Origin of the sequence: Ruegeria sp., from assembly GCF_028066395.1 — a bacterium.
Lineage (GTDB): Bacteria > Pseudomonadota > Alphaproteobacteria > Rhodobacterales > Rhodobacteraceae > Ruegeria.
Genome location: NZ_JALCBM010000040.1, coordinates 8,804 through 24,335, shown reverse-complemented (window position 1 = coordinate 24,335; position 15,532 = coordinate 8,804). Strand labels below are relative to the sequence as shown.

General features: G+C 60.7%; 10 protein-coding genes and 2 tRNA genes (1 of these 12 only partly in view). 5 read left to right on the top strand and 7 right to left on the bottom strand.

Annotation, left to right across the window (positions count from 1 at the left end; translation table 11 throughout):
- The 5 genes from MPJ51_RS13245 to mraZ form a co-directional block, all read right to left on the bottom strand.
- Positions 1-781 (bottom strand): Mur ligase family protein (locus MPJ51_RS13245; RefSeq protein WP_298387470.1); only part of this gene is annotated, 781 nt, incomplete at its 3' end.
- 22 nt (positions 782-803) lie between these two features.
- Positions 804-2,591 (bottom strand): penicillin-binding protein 2, encoded by a 1,788-nt coding sequence (locus MPJ51_RS13240; protein ID WP_298387468.1) that lies wholly within the window; start codon positions 2,589-2,591, stop codon positions 804-806.
- Positions 2,588-2,956, bottom strand: coding sequence for a cell division protein FtsL (locus MPJ51_RS13235; RefSeq protein WP_298387465.1), 369 nt, complete (start codon positions 2,954-2,956; stop codon positions 2,588-2,590). Before MPJ51_RS13235 ends, MPJ51_RS13240 begins: the two co-directional genes overlap by 4 nt.
- Positions 2,953-3,945, bottom strand: a complete 993-nt coding sequence (rsmH, locus tag MPJ51_RS13230; protein WP_298387511.1) for a 16S rRNA (cytosine(1402)-N(4))-methyltransferase RsmH — start codon at positions 3,943-3,945, stop codon at positions 2,953-2,955. Before rsmH ends, MPJ51_RS13235 begins: the two co-directional genes overlap by 4 nt.
- A 4-nt stretch (positions 3,946-3,949) precedes the next feature.
- The gene (gene mraZ, locus MPJ51_RS13225; RefSeq protein WP_298387459.1) at positions 3,950-4,417 is read right to left on the bottom strand and encodes a division/cell wall cluster transcriptional repressor MraZ; all 468 of its coding nucleotides are present in this window, start codon (positions 4,415-4,417) and stop codon (positions 3,950-3,952) included.
- 929 nt (positions 4,418-5,346) lie between these two features.
- Here mraZ and MPJ51_RS13220 point away from each other — a divergent pair.
- Positions 5,347-5,571, top strand: coding sequence for a DUF1127 domain-containing protein (locus tag MPJ51_RS13220; RefSeq protein ID WP_298387456.1), 225 nt, complete (start codon positions 5,347-5,349; stop codon positions 5,569-5,571).
- A 417-nt stretch (positions 5,572-5,988) separates the two neighbouring features.
- Here the strand turns inward: MPJ51_RS13220 and MPJ51_RS13215 are convergent, their stop codons facing one another.
- A complete protein-coding gene (locus MPJ51_RS13215) occupies positions 5,989-8,385 on the bottom strand; it encodes a UvrD-helicase domain-containing protein (protein ID WP_298387453.1) in 2,397 nt (798 codons plus the stop codon).
- A gap of 181 nt (positions 8,386-8,566) precedes the next feature.
- Here MPJ51_RS13215 and MPJ51_RS13210 point away from each other — a divergent pair, with 181 nt between their 5' ends.
- Complete coding sequence (locus tag MPJ51_RS13210; protein WP_298387450.1) at positions 8,567-10,345, top strand: diguanylate cyclase; 1,779 nt, start codon at positions 8,567-8,569, stop codon at positions 10,343-10,345.
- A 302-nt stretch (positions 10,346-10,647) separates the two neighbouring features.
- A complete protein-coding gene (locus MPJ51_RS13205) occupies positions 10,648-14,085 on the top strand; it encodes a pyruvate carboxylase (protein ID WP_298387447.1) in 3,438 nt (1,145 codons plus the stop codon).
- A 90-nt stretch (positions 14,086-14,175) separates the two neighbouring features.
- Here MPJ51_RS13205 and MPJ51_RS13200 read toward each other — a convergent pair whose 3' ends face one another.
- Positions 14,176-14,940 (bottom strand): class II aldolase/adducin family protein, encoded by a 765-nt coding sequence (locus tag MPJ51_RS13200; RefSeq protein WP_298387444.1) that lies wholly within the window; start codon positions 14,938-14,940, stop codon positions 14,176-14,178.
- A gap of 427 nt (positions 14,941-15,367) precedes the next feature.
- On the opposite strand from MPJ51_RS13200, the gene MPJ51_RS13195 reads away from it, so the two are divergent.
- Both MPJ51_RS13195 and MPJ51_RS13190 read left to right on the top strand, forming a co-directional pair.
- A tRNA-Gly gene (locus tag MPJ51_RS13195) sits at positions 15,368-15,442 on the top strand.
- A gap of 35 nt (positions 15,443-15,477) precedes the next feature.
- Positions 15,478-15,532: transfer RNA gene (locus MPJ51_RS13190), tRNA-Gly, on the top strand; it runs 120 nt beyond the window's last position.

Genomic DNA, 15,532 nt, shown 5'->3' with positions numbered 1-15,532 from the left:
GCACGGATTGCCCGCGCGCCTCGGCAATCCGGCGCATCTGCGCGCCCTTCGGGTCGCTGAGGTTGATCACCGCCGTACCGTCCTGCGGCAGGACCCGGTCGAACAGAGCGGCCTTGGCGTCGAAATACGCCTCAAACGTTTCGTGATAATCCAGATGGTCCTGCGTGAAGTTCGAGAACCCCGCAGCAGCCAGATGCACCCCATCCAGACGGCGTTGTTCTAGGCCGTGGGACGAGGCCTCCATCGCCGCATGGGTCACGCCGTTCTCAGCCGCCTCGGCCAGACAGCGATGCAGAGTGATCGGTTCCGGCGTGGTATGGGCCAGCGGCGCGGTCCAGGCACCTTCGACCCCGGTAGTGCCGAGGTTGACGGCGGCGTGCCCCAGCTCAGCCCAAATCTGGCGCACGAAGCTGGCGACCGAGGTTTTGCCATTGGTGCCGGTGACCGCCACGATGGTCTGCGGCTGCGCCCCGAACCACAGCGCGGCAGCGCCGGCCAGCGCCTGACGCGGGTCCTCGACCACGATCAGGGCAGCGTCAGAGGCGGCCAGTTCATCTGCCGCGATCTCGGCCCCTTCGGCATCGGTCAGTATGGCGGCGGCCCCCATGCGCAGGGCGTATTGAATGAACTCTCCGCCATGAACCCGTGTGCCGGGAAGGGCTGCGAACAGGAAACCATCCTGCACCTCGCGGCTGTCAACGGCCAGCCCGGTGATCTGCGGGTTTGCGCCCCCGCGTGCGGTCAGGGCCAGCTGGCTGAGTTTCTTTGACCTTGCGCCCATGACCCACCTCTTGCCGGACAGCCTAATTCGAAGTCAGCGTTATAGCAGCGCCCGCCTCAGGCTCAAGCCGGGGACGCAGGCCCAGCAAGGGGGCCACGCGACCGATCAGTTCGGCAGCCACCGGCACCGCTGTCCAACCCGCCGTGCGGCGCTTTTCGCCATAGGCCACGATCGAGGGTTCATCCAGCGTCACCACCAGCACATATTGCGGATTGTCCGCCGGAAACAGGGTGGCAAAGGTGGCAATGACCTTGTCATCATAGTAGCCGCCGCGCGGTTTCGGCTTGTCCGCCGTACCGGTTTTGCCCGCCACCGCATATCCGCGCACGTCACCAAAGCTGGCCGTGCCATCGGTCACCACCCGGCGCAGCATCTTCTGCGCCTGCCGCGCCGCTCCCTGCGACATCACCCGGGGGCCATACTGCGCCCCGTTCTTCCGCAGGATCGTCGGACTGACATAATGCCCGCCATTGGCAATCGCCGCATATCCCGCCGCCAGGTGCATCGGGCTGGTCGAGAGCCCATGACCGTAAGAGATAGTGACCGTGCTCAACTCACCCCATTTCTTGGGTTTTAGCGGCGCGCCGCCCTTAGCCTCGACAATCTCGAACGGAGTCGGGTCGAACATGCCCAGCGATTGCAGGAAATCCTGCTGCCGCTGCGCCCCGATCTGCAGCGCCAGCCGCCCGGTGCCCCGGTTCGAGCTGTGGACGATTACATCCGCCACGCTGATCTTGCCGTAATTCTTGCCGTTGAACTCACCAATCGGAAAGCGTCCGATCCGCATCGGCCCCGAGGTGTCGATGATCGTGTTCGAATTCACCAGCCCAAGCTGCACCGCCTGCGCCGCCGTGAAAATCTTGAAGACCGAGCCCAGCTCGTACACGCCCTGCACATAGCGGTTGAACAGTGGGCTGTCCGACGGATCAAAACCCGAGGTCGGCGGGCGCGGCCGGTCATTGGGGTCAAACGAGGGCAATGAGGCGGCCGAAACAACCTCACCCGTATGCGCGTTCATCAGAACGGCCGAGGCGCCCTTGGCGTTCATGATCTTCATACCGCCGAACAGCACCTGTTCGACCGCCGCCTGAATGGTCAGGTCCAGCGACAGTTGCAGCGGCTTGTTGCCGTTGGCCGGGTCGCGCAGGTAGTCGTCGAACTGCTTTTCGACACCCGCCACGCCGATCACCTCAGCCGCGCTGACGCCTTCGCGGCCAAAGCCCGAACCACCCAGAATATGCGCGGCCAGTTTGCCGTTGGGGTACAGACGCATCTCACGCGGGCCAAACAGAATGCCGGGATCGCCGATGTCATGCACTGCCTGTTTCTGTTCCGGCGAGATGCGTTTCTTGATCCACAGGAATTTGCGCGGGCCGGTGAAGTCCTTGACCAGACGCTCTTTTTCCAGATCGGGGAAGATCGCGACCAACTGATCAGCGGCGGCAATCGGGTCGATCATCAGGGGCGGCTGGGCGTAAACCGAATAGGTGTCCAGATTCGTTGCCAGAATACGGCCTTCGCGGTCCACGATATTGGCGCGCTGCATGGCAATCGACGCGCCGGGGGCTGTGGCCAATGGCTCTTGCGCCTCGGACGTGGCCAGCATGCCCATGCGGAAGCCAACCACCGAGAACGCACAGAAGAAGAACAGGCCCAGCACCAGCAGACGGCCCTCGGCACGCGCCCGGGCGCGGTCTTTCATATCTTCGTGGCGCTGACGGATGTTTTCGCGCTCGATCGCCTTGGGGTTTTCGCCACGTGCACGGGCGTCGAGGATACGGGCCAGAGGGCGCAGAGGGGTACGTGTCATGGGACCTGCACCTCATACAGCGCCTGAACCTCGGTGATCGCCTGCAATTCATCCGGATCGACCGAGGGCAGATCGGGGTCCTCGCCGTAGGAGATCAGGTCGGCACGTCCGAACTGTTCTGCCCGCAGCGGCAACAGGCCCAGACGTTCGAAATTCAGATCCGCCAGCTCTCGCAACCGGTCGGGGCGATTCAGATAGGCCCATTCGGCGTTCAAGACCGCCAGCCGTGCTTGCGCGGTGCCGATCTGGCGTTGCAGGGATTGCGTTTCCTTCAACACCTGCTGAGTGCGGTAATTCTCTTGATACGCCCAAAGCGCCAGCCCGAACACGGACAGGGCGGTCAACACATACAAAATACTCTTCATCTTGCCCTTCCCCCCAGTTGCGGCATGCCGATGGCGCGGGCGTCAATTTCCCCCGCCGGGGCATCCGTTCGAATAGCCACCCGCAGCTTGGCCGAGCGTGCGCGTGGGTTTTCCTGCAATTCCTGATCATCCGGGCCAACGGCCTTGCGGGTCTTCAACGTGAATTGCGGCTGTGCCTGTTCCATCTCGGGCGCATAGCGATTGGCGCGGCCGGTTTTGCCTGCACGAGATTGGAAGAACCGTTTGACCATCCGGTCCTCGATGGAATGGAACGTAACCACGGCCAGCTGTCCGCCCGGCTTCAAAGCACGCTCAGCCGCCGTAAGCCCTTGAAACAGTTCCTCATATTCCGCGTTCACGGCGATGCGCAGCCCCTGAAAGCTGCGGGTCGCGGGATGCGATTGCCCGGGCTTGGGACGAGGCAGACAGGATTCGATGATCTCGACCAGACGCAAAGTGGTGGTGATCGGTTCCTCAGCCCGCGCTTTGACAATAGCCTTGGCGATGCGACGGCTGGCACGTTCCTCACCATAATGGAACAGGATATCGGCCAATTGCGCCTCGGTCGCCGTGTTGACCAGATCGGCGGCGCTTTCTCCCTCCTGGCTCATCCGCATATCCAGCGGGCCGTCTTTCATGAAGGAAAAGCCCCGTTCGGCCTGATCCAGCTGCATTGAGGACACGCCAAGGTCCAGCACCACGCCGTCCAAGTCCTGCGCATATTCATCCATGCGAGAAAACACGCCCGGCTGCATGACCAAACGGTCGCCATAGTCCCCGGCCCAATCGGAGGCCATCTCAAAAGCCAACGGGTCGCGATCCACGCCGATGACCGTGTCGGCCCCAGCCTCCAGCAGCCCGCGCGTATAGCCGCCTGCACCAAACGTGCCATCCAGCCACCGCCCCGACACCGGGGCCACCGCCGCCAGCAACGGGCGCAGCAAAACAGGGATATGAGGTTTGTCCGAAGGGGTCGCAGCGCCGGCCATGCCGTCACGCATCCCCAGTGCCATCGAGGAACTGCATCGGATCGAAATCATCCGGCAGATCGTCCAGCCATTCTTCGGCGGCGGCCAGTTCCTCGGCCTCGTATGTCTCGGGTTTCCAGATTTGGAACGTGTCACCAGCGGCGATAAAGAACGCCTCGCCTTCCAGATCGATCTTGGTGCGCAGCTTGGCGGGCAGCACCAGCCGCCCGGTTTCATCCACATTGGTCGGGAAGGATTGCCCGTGGAACATCCGCTGCAGCATCCGGCGCTGCATCGACCCGCGCGGCAACGCATCAATCTTGGCGTCGACCTCGTCAATCGCCTGCATCGTATAACATTCAAGGTATTTGCGGCGGTGGTCGCCATAGACAATCACAAGTTCAGGATTGTCACCGGGCTGCCAATTGGGATCGGACGCTTCAAGCACACGGCGAAACGAGGCCGGGATCGAGACCCTGCCCTTCGTGTCCACCTTATGGTGGCTTTCACCTCTGAACCTGCGCGCCAAGACGACTGTCCCTTTCGCTTGCGCCTCACCAAAACTTCGCCCCCCGGATGAAAAACGGCGGGTTGATCTGCTGCCACTGATCAACCCGCCGCATTGACCCGCTGTGCGGGATGTCCAGCTGCGCGCGCCACCTGGGGGGATGTCTGCTCGCCCGCGCGCCGGATCTCTTGAGTGATGAAAGCGAGATGCCTGTATGAAACCTGATTAGTCTTTTTGGTTCGGGGTCGTTTGGTGCCCCATGTGCCTCGTCCTCATCGGATGCATAAGGGATGACATGGGAATTCATGGAAATCAATAGTCTTTTTTGGGCGAACGCCATGAATTAAAGCGTTTCAGACGATGAGATACGAGCCGCACGCGAGCATACATACCACAAATTGCCCTCTCTTTGAGGTGATCCACTATATATATGCTAAATCGCAGAGATTGCCGCGCCCCACGATTTCCCGCAAAAATCGAACTTTTTCTCAACGTGATCTCAAAAAGCCACGGATTCCAGGCAATCTCTCTCGAATCAAACCGCGCCCTTTTGGGCCGGGGAGTTCCCGAAACCAAGGCTGACCCATGATTTCCCATGCCAAACCGGTCACAGGCTGCTGCCCGGACGTCCGCCCCGAATTCCCCTGAATTCCCAATCGCACGCACGCTCAGGCTTCGACACCACGTGAACACGCCAAACGGCCTCAATCTCCGATCACGCGATAGGCTCTATCCTGATCGCCCGTGTCCGAAGGCATTCGAAAGGTCAAGCGACATCATCATGATATCCATGCATTTGCTGCATAGCGGCATTGACGACGTCCAGGATTGTGCATCCGCAGCATTCGCCTATCTTCAGTCTCAAGCAAGCGCCGAACACAACGGCCAGCAACACGAGATACCGGAAGACGACGATGGCAGTAGCAAGCAACATTTCCACACTGAAGGGTGTCCAGGCAAACGGCCTGACGGCCCTGTTCGAGGCCGCAAAAACCCGTTTTGCGCGCTACCGCATCTATCGTCACACCGTGAATGAACTGTCGGCCCTGTCGGACCGCGAACTGGCCGATCTGGGCCTGCACCGCTCGATGATCCGCCAGCTGGCGCAACGGGCGACCGAAGATTACATCGCGCGCTAAGCGCCCGAAGAACAACCGAGATCAGGCCCACCTCCTCCCTTTGGGTCTGTATTTCAGCGGCAACGTCCCTTCTCCTCCCTGACGTTGCCGCAGATTATACCGGCCCCAAATGCCGGACGCAGACACATCGGGTCTCCTCCTCCCTTAACCCGATGTTGAAAGCGCGCGGCGACGTCCTCCTCCTCCCTGACGTCGCCGCGTCTTCCTCATACCGGGATCAGACCCGGGTTCGAATACATCGGGGCCCTCCTCCTCCCTGCTCCGGTGTTGAAAAGAACGGCGGTTCCCTCTCCTCCTCCCTGGGAACCGCCGTTTTTCATTCCCGCATCAAAAAAGCGCAGCCCCCTCTGGCGCCGCGCCCCCTTGCTTCTTCTGTTCAAAAATACCTCGGAGCGCGAGGCAGAGCCTCGCACAAAATCAAAACGGCACGTCATCCTTGGCAGACAGAAAACGCGCGACGACCTTCTTCACCCCCGCCTTGTCGAAATCCACCTCGACCTTATCACCCTCGATCCCGATCACCGCGCCATAGCCGAATTTCTGGTGAAACACCCGCTCGCCCAGCGTAAAGCTGGCCATGGCGGTGGCGTCGATCACCGTATTGCGGCTCTCGCGCGGTTGCGACATGCCGTATTGGCCCTGCCGTGCCTGCAACCGCTTCCAGCCGGGTGAGTTATAGACATTCGCCTCGGCCGCGCGGGTTTCGATACCCGCCGTCGGTTGACCCCCGCCATAAAGCCCCGGAGGCGTCAGCACCTCCACATGATCTTCGGGCAATTCGTCGATGAATCGCGACGGCATCGAATTCTGCCATTGCCCGAACACCCGCCGGTTGGCGGCAAAGGAAATGGTACAGACCTCTTCGGCACGGGTGATACCGACATAGGCCAGCCGCCGTTCTTCTTCGAGCCCTTTGATTCCCGATTCGTCCATCGAGCGTTGTGAGGGGAACAGCCCGTCCTCCCACCCCGGCAGAAACACAGCGGGAAATTCCAGCCCCTTGGCCGCATGCAGCGTCATGATCGAGACCTTGGCCCCGTCCGAGTCCTGCTCATTGTCCATGACCAGGCTGACATGCTCCAAAAACCCCTGCAGGTTTTCGAAATTGTCCAACTGGTTGACCAGTTCCTTGAGGTTCTCCAGCCGCCCCGGTGCCTCGGGCGTCTTTTCGTTCTGCCAATGCGCGGTATAGCCGGATTCGTCCAACACGATCTGGGCCAGTTCGATATGCGAGACCTCGGGCTCGCCAAAACGCATCGGTGCGGTGCCGTCATCGATCACCGAATCGTCGTCCACCTCGATCCGCGGGCCGCGCGTCATCGCGTTCCACCGCGCCAAGCCGTCGATCAATTCGCGCAGAGCCTTGCCGCCCTTGCCCTTGATCAACCCGTTATCGACCGCGATCCGGGCACCATCAACCAGAGACACCCCGTTTTCCCGCGCCGTGACCTGAATCGTCTGCTGCGCCTTGTCGCCAAGCCCGCGTTTCGGAGTATTCACAATCCGCTCGAACGCCAGATCATCCTCGGGGCTCACCACAAGCCGGAAATAGGCCATGGCATCGCGGATCTCCATCCGCTCATAGAATCGCGGGCCGCCGATCACCTTGTAAGGCAGACCGATAGTCAGAAAGCGATCCTCGAAGGCGCGCATCTGGTGAGAGGCCCGCACGAGGATGGCGATCTCGTCCAGATTCATCGGACGCCCACCCCGGGTGCCGCCCTGCATGGCGTCGATCTCTTCGCCGATCCAGCGCGCCTCTTCCTCGCCATCCCAATGGCCGATCAGGCGGACCTTTTCGCCGTCCTGAGCATCGGTCCAAAGTTCCTTACCCAGCCGGTTTTCATTGCCTCGGATGACATTCGACGCCGCCGCCAGAATATGCGGGGTCGAGCGGTAGTTCTGCTCCAACCGCACCACATACGCGCCGGGAAAATCCTTTTCGAACCGCAGGATATTGCCCACTTCGGCCCCGCGCCAGCCATAGATCGACTGGTCATCGTCGCCCACGCAGCAGATATTCTTGTGCCCCCCGGCCAGCAGCCGCAGCCACAGGTACTGGGCCACGTTGGTGTCCTGATATTCGTCCACAAGGATATAGCGGAACCAGCGTTGATATTGCTCCAGCACATCCGAGTGAGTCTGAAAGATCGTCACCATATGCAGCAGCAGATCGCCAAAATCGCAGGCGTTCAGCTCGCGCAGGCGGGTCTGGTATTGTGTGTATAGCTCGACGCCCTTGTGATTATAGGCCCCGGCATCGGCGACAGGCACCTTGTCGGGCGTCAGCGCGCGGTTCTTCCAGTCATCAATGATCCCGGCCAGCATCCGCGCGGGCCAACGTTTGTCGTCGATATTGGCCGCCTGAACCAACTGCTTGAGCAGCCGCAGCTGGTCATCGCTGTCCAGAATCGTGAAGTTCGATTTCAACTCGACCAGTTCCGCGTGACGGCGCAGCAGTTTCACGCAGATGGCGTGGAAGGTGCCCAGCCAGGGCATCCCCTCGGCCGGTTGACCCAACAGGCGACCCACCCGATTCTTCATCTCGCGCGCGGCCTTGTTGGTAAAGGTCACCGCCAGAATCTCATTCGGACGTGCCCGCCCGGTGGACAGCAGATGCGCTATTCGCGTGGTCAGCGCCTTGGTCTTGCCCGTCCCCGCCCCGGCCAGCATCAACACAGGGCCGTCCAGCTTTTCAACCGCTTCACGCTGCGCCGGGTTCAACTCGTCCAGATAGGGCGTAGGACGCGCGGCCATGGCCCGCGCCGACAGCGATGCGCCCTCAAAGGCGTCCATTTCGTCAAAACTGCTCATGGCCCCAAACTACGCCGGATTGACGGCAAGGGAAAGGGTTTGTTCACGGCTTGTTCACAGGGTTTTTGCCTGACCCTTTACGTTTAATTCTAAACAAAAACGCCGCGGCCTCATGCGCGCATTAACCCTCTGTCAAAACTTGGGCCGGATGCTTGTCCCATGACCGTGGGAGCGTGAGAGCATGACACAACCGGATCGGGGACCCCTCAGCCACCGGCTGAAATGGATAAGCATCGTCCTATTGCTGATGGCCTTGGCGGCGACGGCAGGATGGGGCATTTACAAACTGCCCGCGCCACTGGTTGATCGGATGTTGCAGATCGACATCCTCAAACAGTCCGAGCTGTGGAAGCGCCGTGTTGTTTTGCACCTTGCAAACCCTGAGGTCGCGCTGAGCACCGGTGCGATTGATGGTCATGACGCCGAATTCCTCTCCTCAATGCCCGAGGCATCGGATGTCTATCGGTTCAAGCTGTTCGACACGACGGGCCGCGTGATCTGGTCCACCCGCCCGGATGAGGTCGGCACCACCGAAGATCGCGCCTTTTTCCGCAACGACGTCGCCCGCGGCATGGTGCACTATATTCAGGAAATCGTGCCGCTGTCGGAAATCGACGGGCTTGATCTGCATACCGAAAACTCGGCCAACGCAACGCAGCATAACGTGGCCGAGGTTTTTATGCCGATCATGGACAATGGCCGCTTCCTCGGCGCGGTCGAGTTTTTCACCGATATCTCGGATTTGCGGACCACATTCATAGCGCGACTCAGGGTTTCGCTGGCGGTTCTCAGCACGATTGCCCTGTTGGCGCTGGCCATGGTGCTGTTGGTGACCTACCGCACCAACCGGTTTCAGGTTCAGGCGCTACACAAGCAATCGGCCAAGGAACGGGACCTGATGGATGAACAACTGCGTCTGGCGCGCGAGGTGCGTCTGTTGGGCGAGTTGAACGAATGGCTGCAATCCAGCCGGTCCTTGGATGAGCTGTTCGATATGGTCACCCGTTTCATGACCCATATCCTGCCCGAGGCCGAGGGCAGCGTGTATGTCTATTCCAATTCCCGCGATGTTCTGGACGGCTGCGCCAGTTGGAACGGCGGGTCGCACAAGGCCCATATCCACCCCGAGGGCTGCTGGGGCCTGCGCCGTGGCCGGACTTATGAATTCGGTGCGTCCGAGATTGATTTCGTCTGTGAACACGCAGAACCTCATGACGGGCGGCCTTACTTCTGCTTTCCCATTCTCGCCCATGGTGAAACGGTCGGATTGCTGCACCTGCGCGCCCATGACGGCAGCGGAGAGGCCTTTCACGACAGCAAAAAGCTGGCGCAGCTTTGCGCCGAACAGATCAGTATGGCGATCGCCAACGTCCGCATGCGCGATCAGTTGCACGACCAATCGGTCCGCGACCCTCTGACCGGGCTGTTCAATCGTCGCCACATGACTGAGACGTTGCGCAAATCGATCAGCCGCAGCCAGCAGACCGGGGCTCGGTTGAGCCTGATTGCGGTGGATGTCGATCATTTCAAGAAGTTCAACGATACGCATGGCCATGACGCGGGTGACATGGTGCTGCGCGCTGTTGGCGCCGCGTTGGAACAAGGCTGCGACAGGGATGAGGTCGCCTGCCGAATCGGCGGTGAGGAATTCATGCTGATCCTGCCCGACAACAGCGCTGACGACGCGATGACTCATGCCGAACAGCTACGTCAGGCGGTCGAGGCTGTAACCGTACGCTATGGCGAAAAGTCCCTGCCCCGCATCACCATTTCGGTCGGGGTGGCACATTATCCGGCCCATGGCACCATGCCGCAGGACCTTATGCGGGCGGCGGATGATGCGCTTTACCTCGCCAAAGACAAAGGGCGCAATCAGGTACAGGTGGCCGGGGCCGCGCAAACGGCAGAGGGCAGCCCCAAAGAAGTGGCCAAATTGCACCCTCCGGCCTCCACCGCCTAGCCAAAGGCTGACGGCACCAAACGCTACCTCGGGAAGGCGGGTAAAGCGCCAAATTGCTGCCTACAATGCAGTCATTCCCCGGCGCCTTGATCCCGCCAACCCCGAAACATGGTGTACTGCCGCAACAAACTGTCACGGTTTTGCTCATACAATTGATGCTGCGTCGCAGCATTGGTAAGAGATTTGCACGAATAGGTGGCGTTTGCGAGCGTTAACATGCCGGTTCTACCCAGAAGAACTGATATCACTGCGCTTAATCTCGCCCTATCAATACGCCCAAATCCGAGGGACCTGGACAAGACATGACGGACTTCAACAAAATCCTGATAGCCAATCGTGGTGAAATCGCGATCCGCGTGATGCGGGCCGCGAATGAGATGGGCAAACGCACCGTTGCGGTCTTTGCCGAAGAAGACAAGCTGGGCCTGCACCGGTTCAAAGCGGATGAGGCGTATCGGATTGGCGCGGGGCTGGGTCCGGTTGCGGCCTATCTCTCGATTGATGAGATCATCCGGGTCGCCAAGGAATGCGGCGCGGATGCGATCCACCCGGGTTATGGGCTGTTGTCCGAAAACCCCGATTTCGTCGACGCCTGCGTGCAGAACGGCATCACCTTCATCGGCCCCAAGGCCGAAACCATGCGAGCGCTTGGCGACAAGGCCAGCGCGCGCAAGGTGGCGATTGCGGCGGATGTGCCGGTGATCCCGGCCACCGAAGTACTGGGCGACGACATGGATGCGATCCGGGCCGAGGCGGCCGAGATCGGTTATCCCCTGATGCTGAAAGCCAGCTGGGGCGGCGGCGGACGCGGCATGCGCCCGATCCTGTCCGAGGATGAGCTGGAAGAAAAGGTGCTGGAAGGCCGCCGCGAGGCTGAGGCCGCATTCGGCAATGGCGAGGGCTATCTGGAAAAGATGATCACCCGCGCCCGCCATGTCGAGGTCCAGATCCTCGGCGACAAGCATGGTGAGATTTACCACCTGTATGAGCGCGACTGCTCGGTCCAGCGCCGCAACCAGAAAGTCGTGGAACGCGCCCCTGCCCCCTATCTGACCGACGAACAGCGCGCCGAGATTTGCGAGCTGGGCCGCCGCATCTGCGCCCATGTGAATTATGAATGCGCGGGCACGGTTGAATTCCTGATGGATATGAACACCGGCAAGTTCTACTTCATCGAGGTGAACCCCCGCGTGCAGGTCGAACACACCGTCACCGAAGAGGTCACCGGCATCGACATCGTGCAGGCGCAGATTCTGATTGCCGAGGGCAAGACCCTGGCCGAGGCAACCGGCAAATCTGCGCAGGACGACATCCGCCTGAACGGCCACGCGCTGCAGACACGGGTGACCACCGAGGACCCGCTGAACAACTTCATCCCCGATTACGGCCGCATCACCGCCTATCGCTCGGCCACGGGCATGGGTATCCGGCTGGACGGTGGTACCGCTTATGCGGGCGGGGTGATCACGCGGTACTATGACTCGCTGCTGACCAAGGTCACCGCATGGGCGCCGACACCAGAAAAGGCGATTGCCCGGATGGACCGCGCGCTGCGGGAATTCCGTGTGCGCGGCGTTTCCACCAACATCGCCTTTGTCGAGAACCTGCTGAAACACCCGATCTTCCTGTCGAACGAATACACCACCAAGTTCATCGACGAGACGCCTGATCTGTTCCACTTCAAAAAGCGCCGCGACCGGGGCACCAAGGTTCTGAACTACATTGCCGACATCACCGTCAACGGCCACCCCGAGACCAAGGACCGCCCCGAACCGCGTGCCGATCTGAAAGAGGCCCGGCCTCCTGCGCCAAAAGGCGAGCCGCAGATGGGTACCCGCAACCTGCTGGAACAAAAAGGCCCGCAGGCTGTCGCCGACTGGATGAAGGCGCAGCGGCAGTTGCTGATCACCGACACAACCATGCGCGACGGGCACCAGTCGCTGCTGGCCACGCGGATGCGTTCGATCGACATGATCAAGGTGGCCCCCAGCTATGCGGCCAACCTGCCGCAACTGTTCAGCGTCGAATGCTGGGGCGGTGCGACCTTTGACGTGGCCTATCGCTTCCTGCAGGAATGCCCATGGCAACGTTTGCGCGACCTGCGCGAGGCGATGCCGAACCTGATGACCCAGATGCTGCTGCGCGGCGCCAACGGGGTGGGCTACACCAACTATCCCGACAATGTGGTGCGGGAATTCGTCCGGCAAGCTGCCACAGGGATTGATGTGTTCCGCGTGTTCGACAGCCTCAACTGGGTCGAAAACATGCGCGTCGCCATGGATGCGGTGGTGGAAAACGGCAAGGTTTGCGAGGGCACGGTTTGCTACACCGGCGATATCCTCGACCCCGACCGCGCCAAGTATGACCTGAAATACTATGTCGGCATGGCCAAGGAACTGCGCGACGCAGGCGCTCATGTGTTGGGCCTGAAGGATATGGCGGGGCTGCTGAAACCGGCCTCGGCCCGTATCCTGATCCGTGCACTGAAGGAGGAGGTCGGGCTGCCAATCCACTTCCACACCCACGACACCGCCGGTATCGCCAGCGCCACCATTCTTGCCGCCTCCGAGGCTGGTGTGGATGCGGTGGATTGCGCGATGGATGCGTTCTCGGGCAACACCTCGCAAGCGACGCTGGGCACGGTGGTCGAGGCGCTGCGCCACACCGACCGCGACACCGGGCTGGACATCAAGGCCATCCGCGAGATCAGCGACTATTTCGAGGCGGTACGCGGCCAGTACGCGGCCTTTGAAAGCGGCCTGCAGGCCCCGGCCTCCGAGGTTTATCTGCACGAAATGCCGGGCGGCCAGTTTACCAACCTCAAGGCACAGGCGCGGTCCCTCGGGCTGGAGGAACGCTGGCACGAAGTTGCCCAGACCTATGCGGATGTGAACCGGATGTTCGGCGATATCGTCAAGGTGACACCATCGTCCAAGGTGGTCGGTGACATGGCGTTGATGATGGTCAGCCAGGGCCTGACGCGTGACGATGTGGAAAGCCCCGGCACCGATGTGGCCTTCCCGGATTCGGTCGTGGACATGATGCGCGGCAATCTGGGCCAGCCTCCGGGCGGCTTCCCCGACGCGATCATCCAGAAGGTGCTGAAGGACGAGGCCCCCAATACCGAACGCCCCGGCAAACATGTCGATCCGGTCGATCTGGAGGCCACCCGGGCCGATCTTTCGAAACAGCTGGAAGGCATGGAGGTCGATGACGAGGACCTGAACGGCTATCTGATGTATCCCAAGGTGTTTCTGGACTACATGGGCCGCCACCGCCAATACGGCCCGGTGCGCACCCTGCCCACCCGCACCTTCTTCTACGGGATGGAGCCGGGCGAGGAGATCACCGCCGAGATCGATCCGGGCAAGACGTTGGAAATCCGTTGCCAGGCCATTGGTGAGACCGATGAAAAGGGCGAGGTGAAGGTGTTCTTCGAACTCAACGGCCAGCCGCGCGTGATCCGGGTGCCCAACCGTCTGGTCAAGGCGACCACGGCGCAACGTCCCAAGGCCGATGTCGGCAATTCAAACCACATCGGCGCCCCGATGCCCGGCGTTGTCGCCACCGTTGCGGTCACCGCGGGGCAAGAGGTCAAGGAAGGCGATCTGCTGCTGACCATCGAGGCGATGAAAATGGAAACCGGCATCCACGCCGAACGCGACGCTATCGTCAAGGCGCTGCATGTCCAGCCCGGCGCACAGATCGACGCAAAGGATCTGCTGGTCGAGTTGGAGTAACGGACAAAAATAAAACAGGCGGGGTCCGTGATCCCGCCTGTTTTATATCTCAACATCCAAAATACTGGCGCGCTTGCGGCCTGCTCTGCCTCAACTCGCGTAATCCGCGCCGCGCCTGTCCAGCATTCGGATCAGCCCCGGCCATTCGGTTTCACCGTTGTAGTTATAGTGCTCGGATTCTGCCATCTGGTCCTGATAGCGGGCCACTTTTTGCGGATCGATCAAATGCGGCTCGCGCCCCATGGACAGGGTTTTGATCTGGGTCGAACAGGTTTGCCGCAGGAAATAGGCGCGGAAGAACGCCGCAGCCGCCGTCTCACCCAAGGCATAATACCCGTGGTTCCGGCTGATGAGAATCTGGTTGTCCCCCAGACATTGCACGAAATGGTTGCCGAAGGCTTCGTCCTCTTCGAACTCATATTCGATGTAGCCGGTGATGTTGCCCAGATAGACCGCTGGCTGGTTCAGGGGCAGTAAACCGTCCTTGATGGACCCAACTGCCATGACCTCTTCTTCGTGACCGTGAACAAAGAAATTGGCATCAGACCGCGATCCCAAAATCCACTGGCACAGGTTCTGAACACCGTCATTCAGCCAGGGCGCATCCGCTTCAACCGGCTGACCGCTGGCATCAATCTTCACCATGTCCGAGGCGCGCGCTTCTTCCCAGAACATGCCATAGGGATGCACAAGATAATGATCCGGCTGATCCGGCACCCGCGCGCAGACAGCGCCATTGGCCAGATCGGACATGCCGTAATGCGCGATGAGGCGAAACAGCGCCGCCAGATCAACGCGGGCCTGCCATTCGGCAGCCGAGCAATTCTGCGGCGCTTGGTGAAGTGTCGCTGACATGGCCATTCCTTTCCTCACATACAATCGATGGCTAACCGTGCCAGCGGCACCCGAGCGACGTCTAATCCAATTCCGACACCGACGGCGCGAAATTCCACCCGGCTTTGACGGTTCGCACAGGGGGCGGTCCTACCCTGCCAGAATGTCCACTTTGATTTCAGGTGGGTGTGCGAAGGGGGCGTGCGGTGCCTCTACCGTTTCCTGCGTGATACGGGAAATCGCGCATGCGGTCAGGATGGATGCAATAAGCAGCGTCGTTTTCACTGACTGGGACAAAAGCATGACCCTCTCCTCTTTGCCTGTTCTTCTTGGTCTGATCTTTCAACGGCCCGACCGGGGCATTCCGTCGAAAGATTTTTGCAGGTTTTTGCGTTTTTCCGCTTGCAGCCTCGCGTGGGAATTTATACATCCCTCCTCACTCAACGGCGCGGGCGTAGCTCAGGGGTAGAGCATAACCTTGCCAAGGTTAGGGTCGGGCGTTCGAATCGCCTCGCCCGCTCCATTGAGAGGTCCATTGGACCAACATATGTATCTGATGCGGGCGTAGCTCAGGGGTAGAGCATAACCTTGCCAAGGTTAGGGTCGGGCGTTC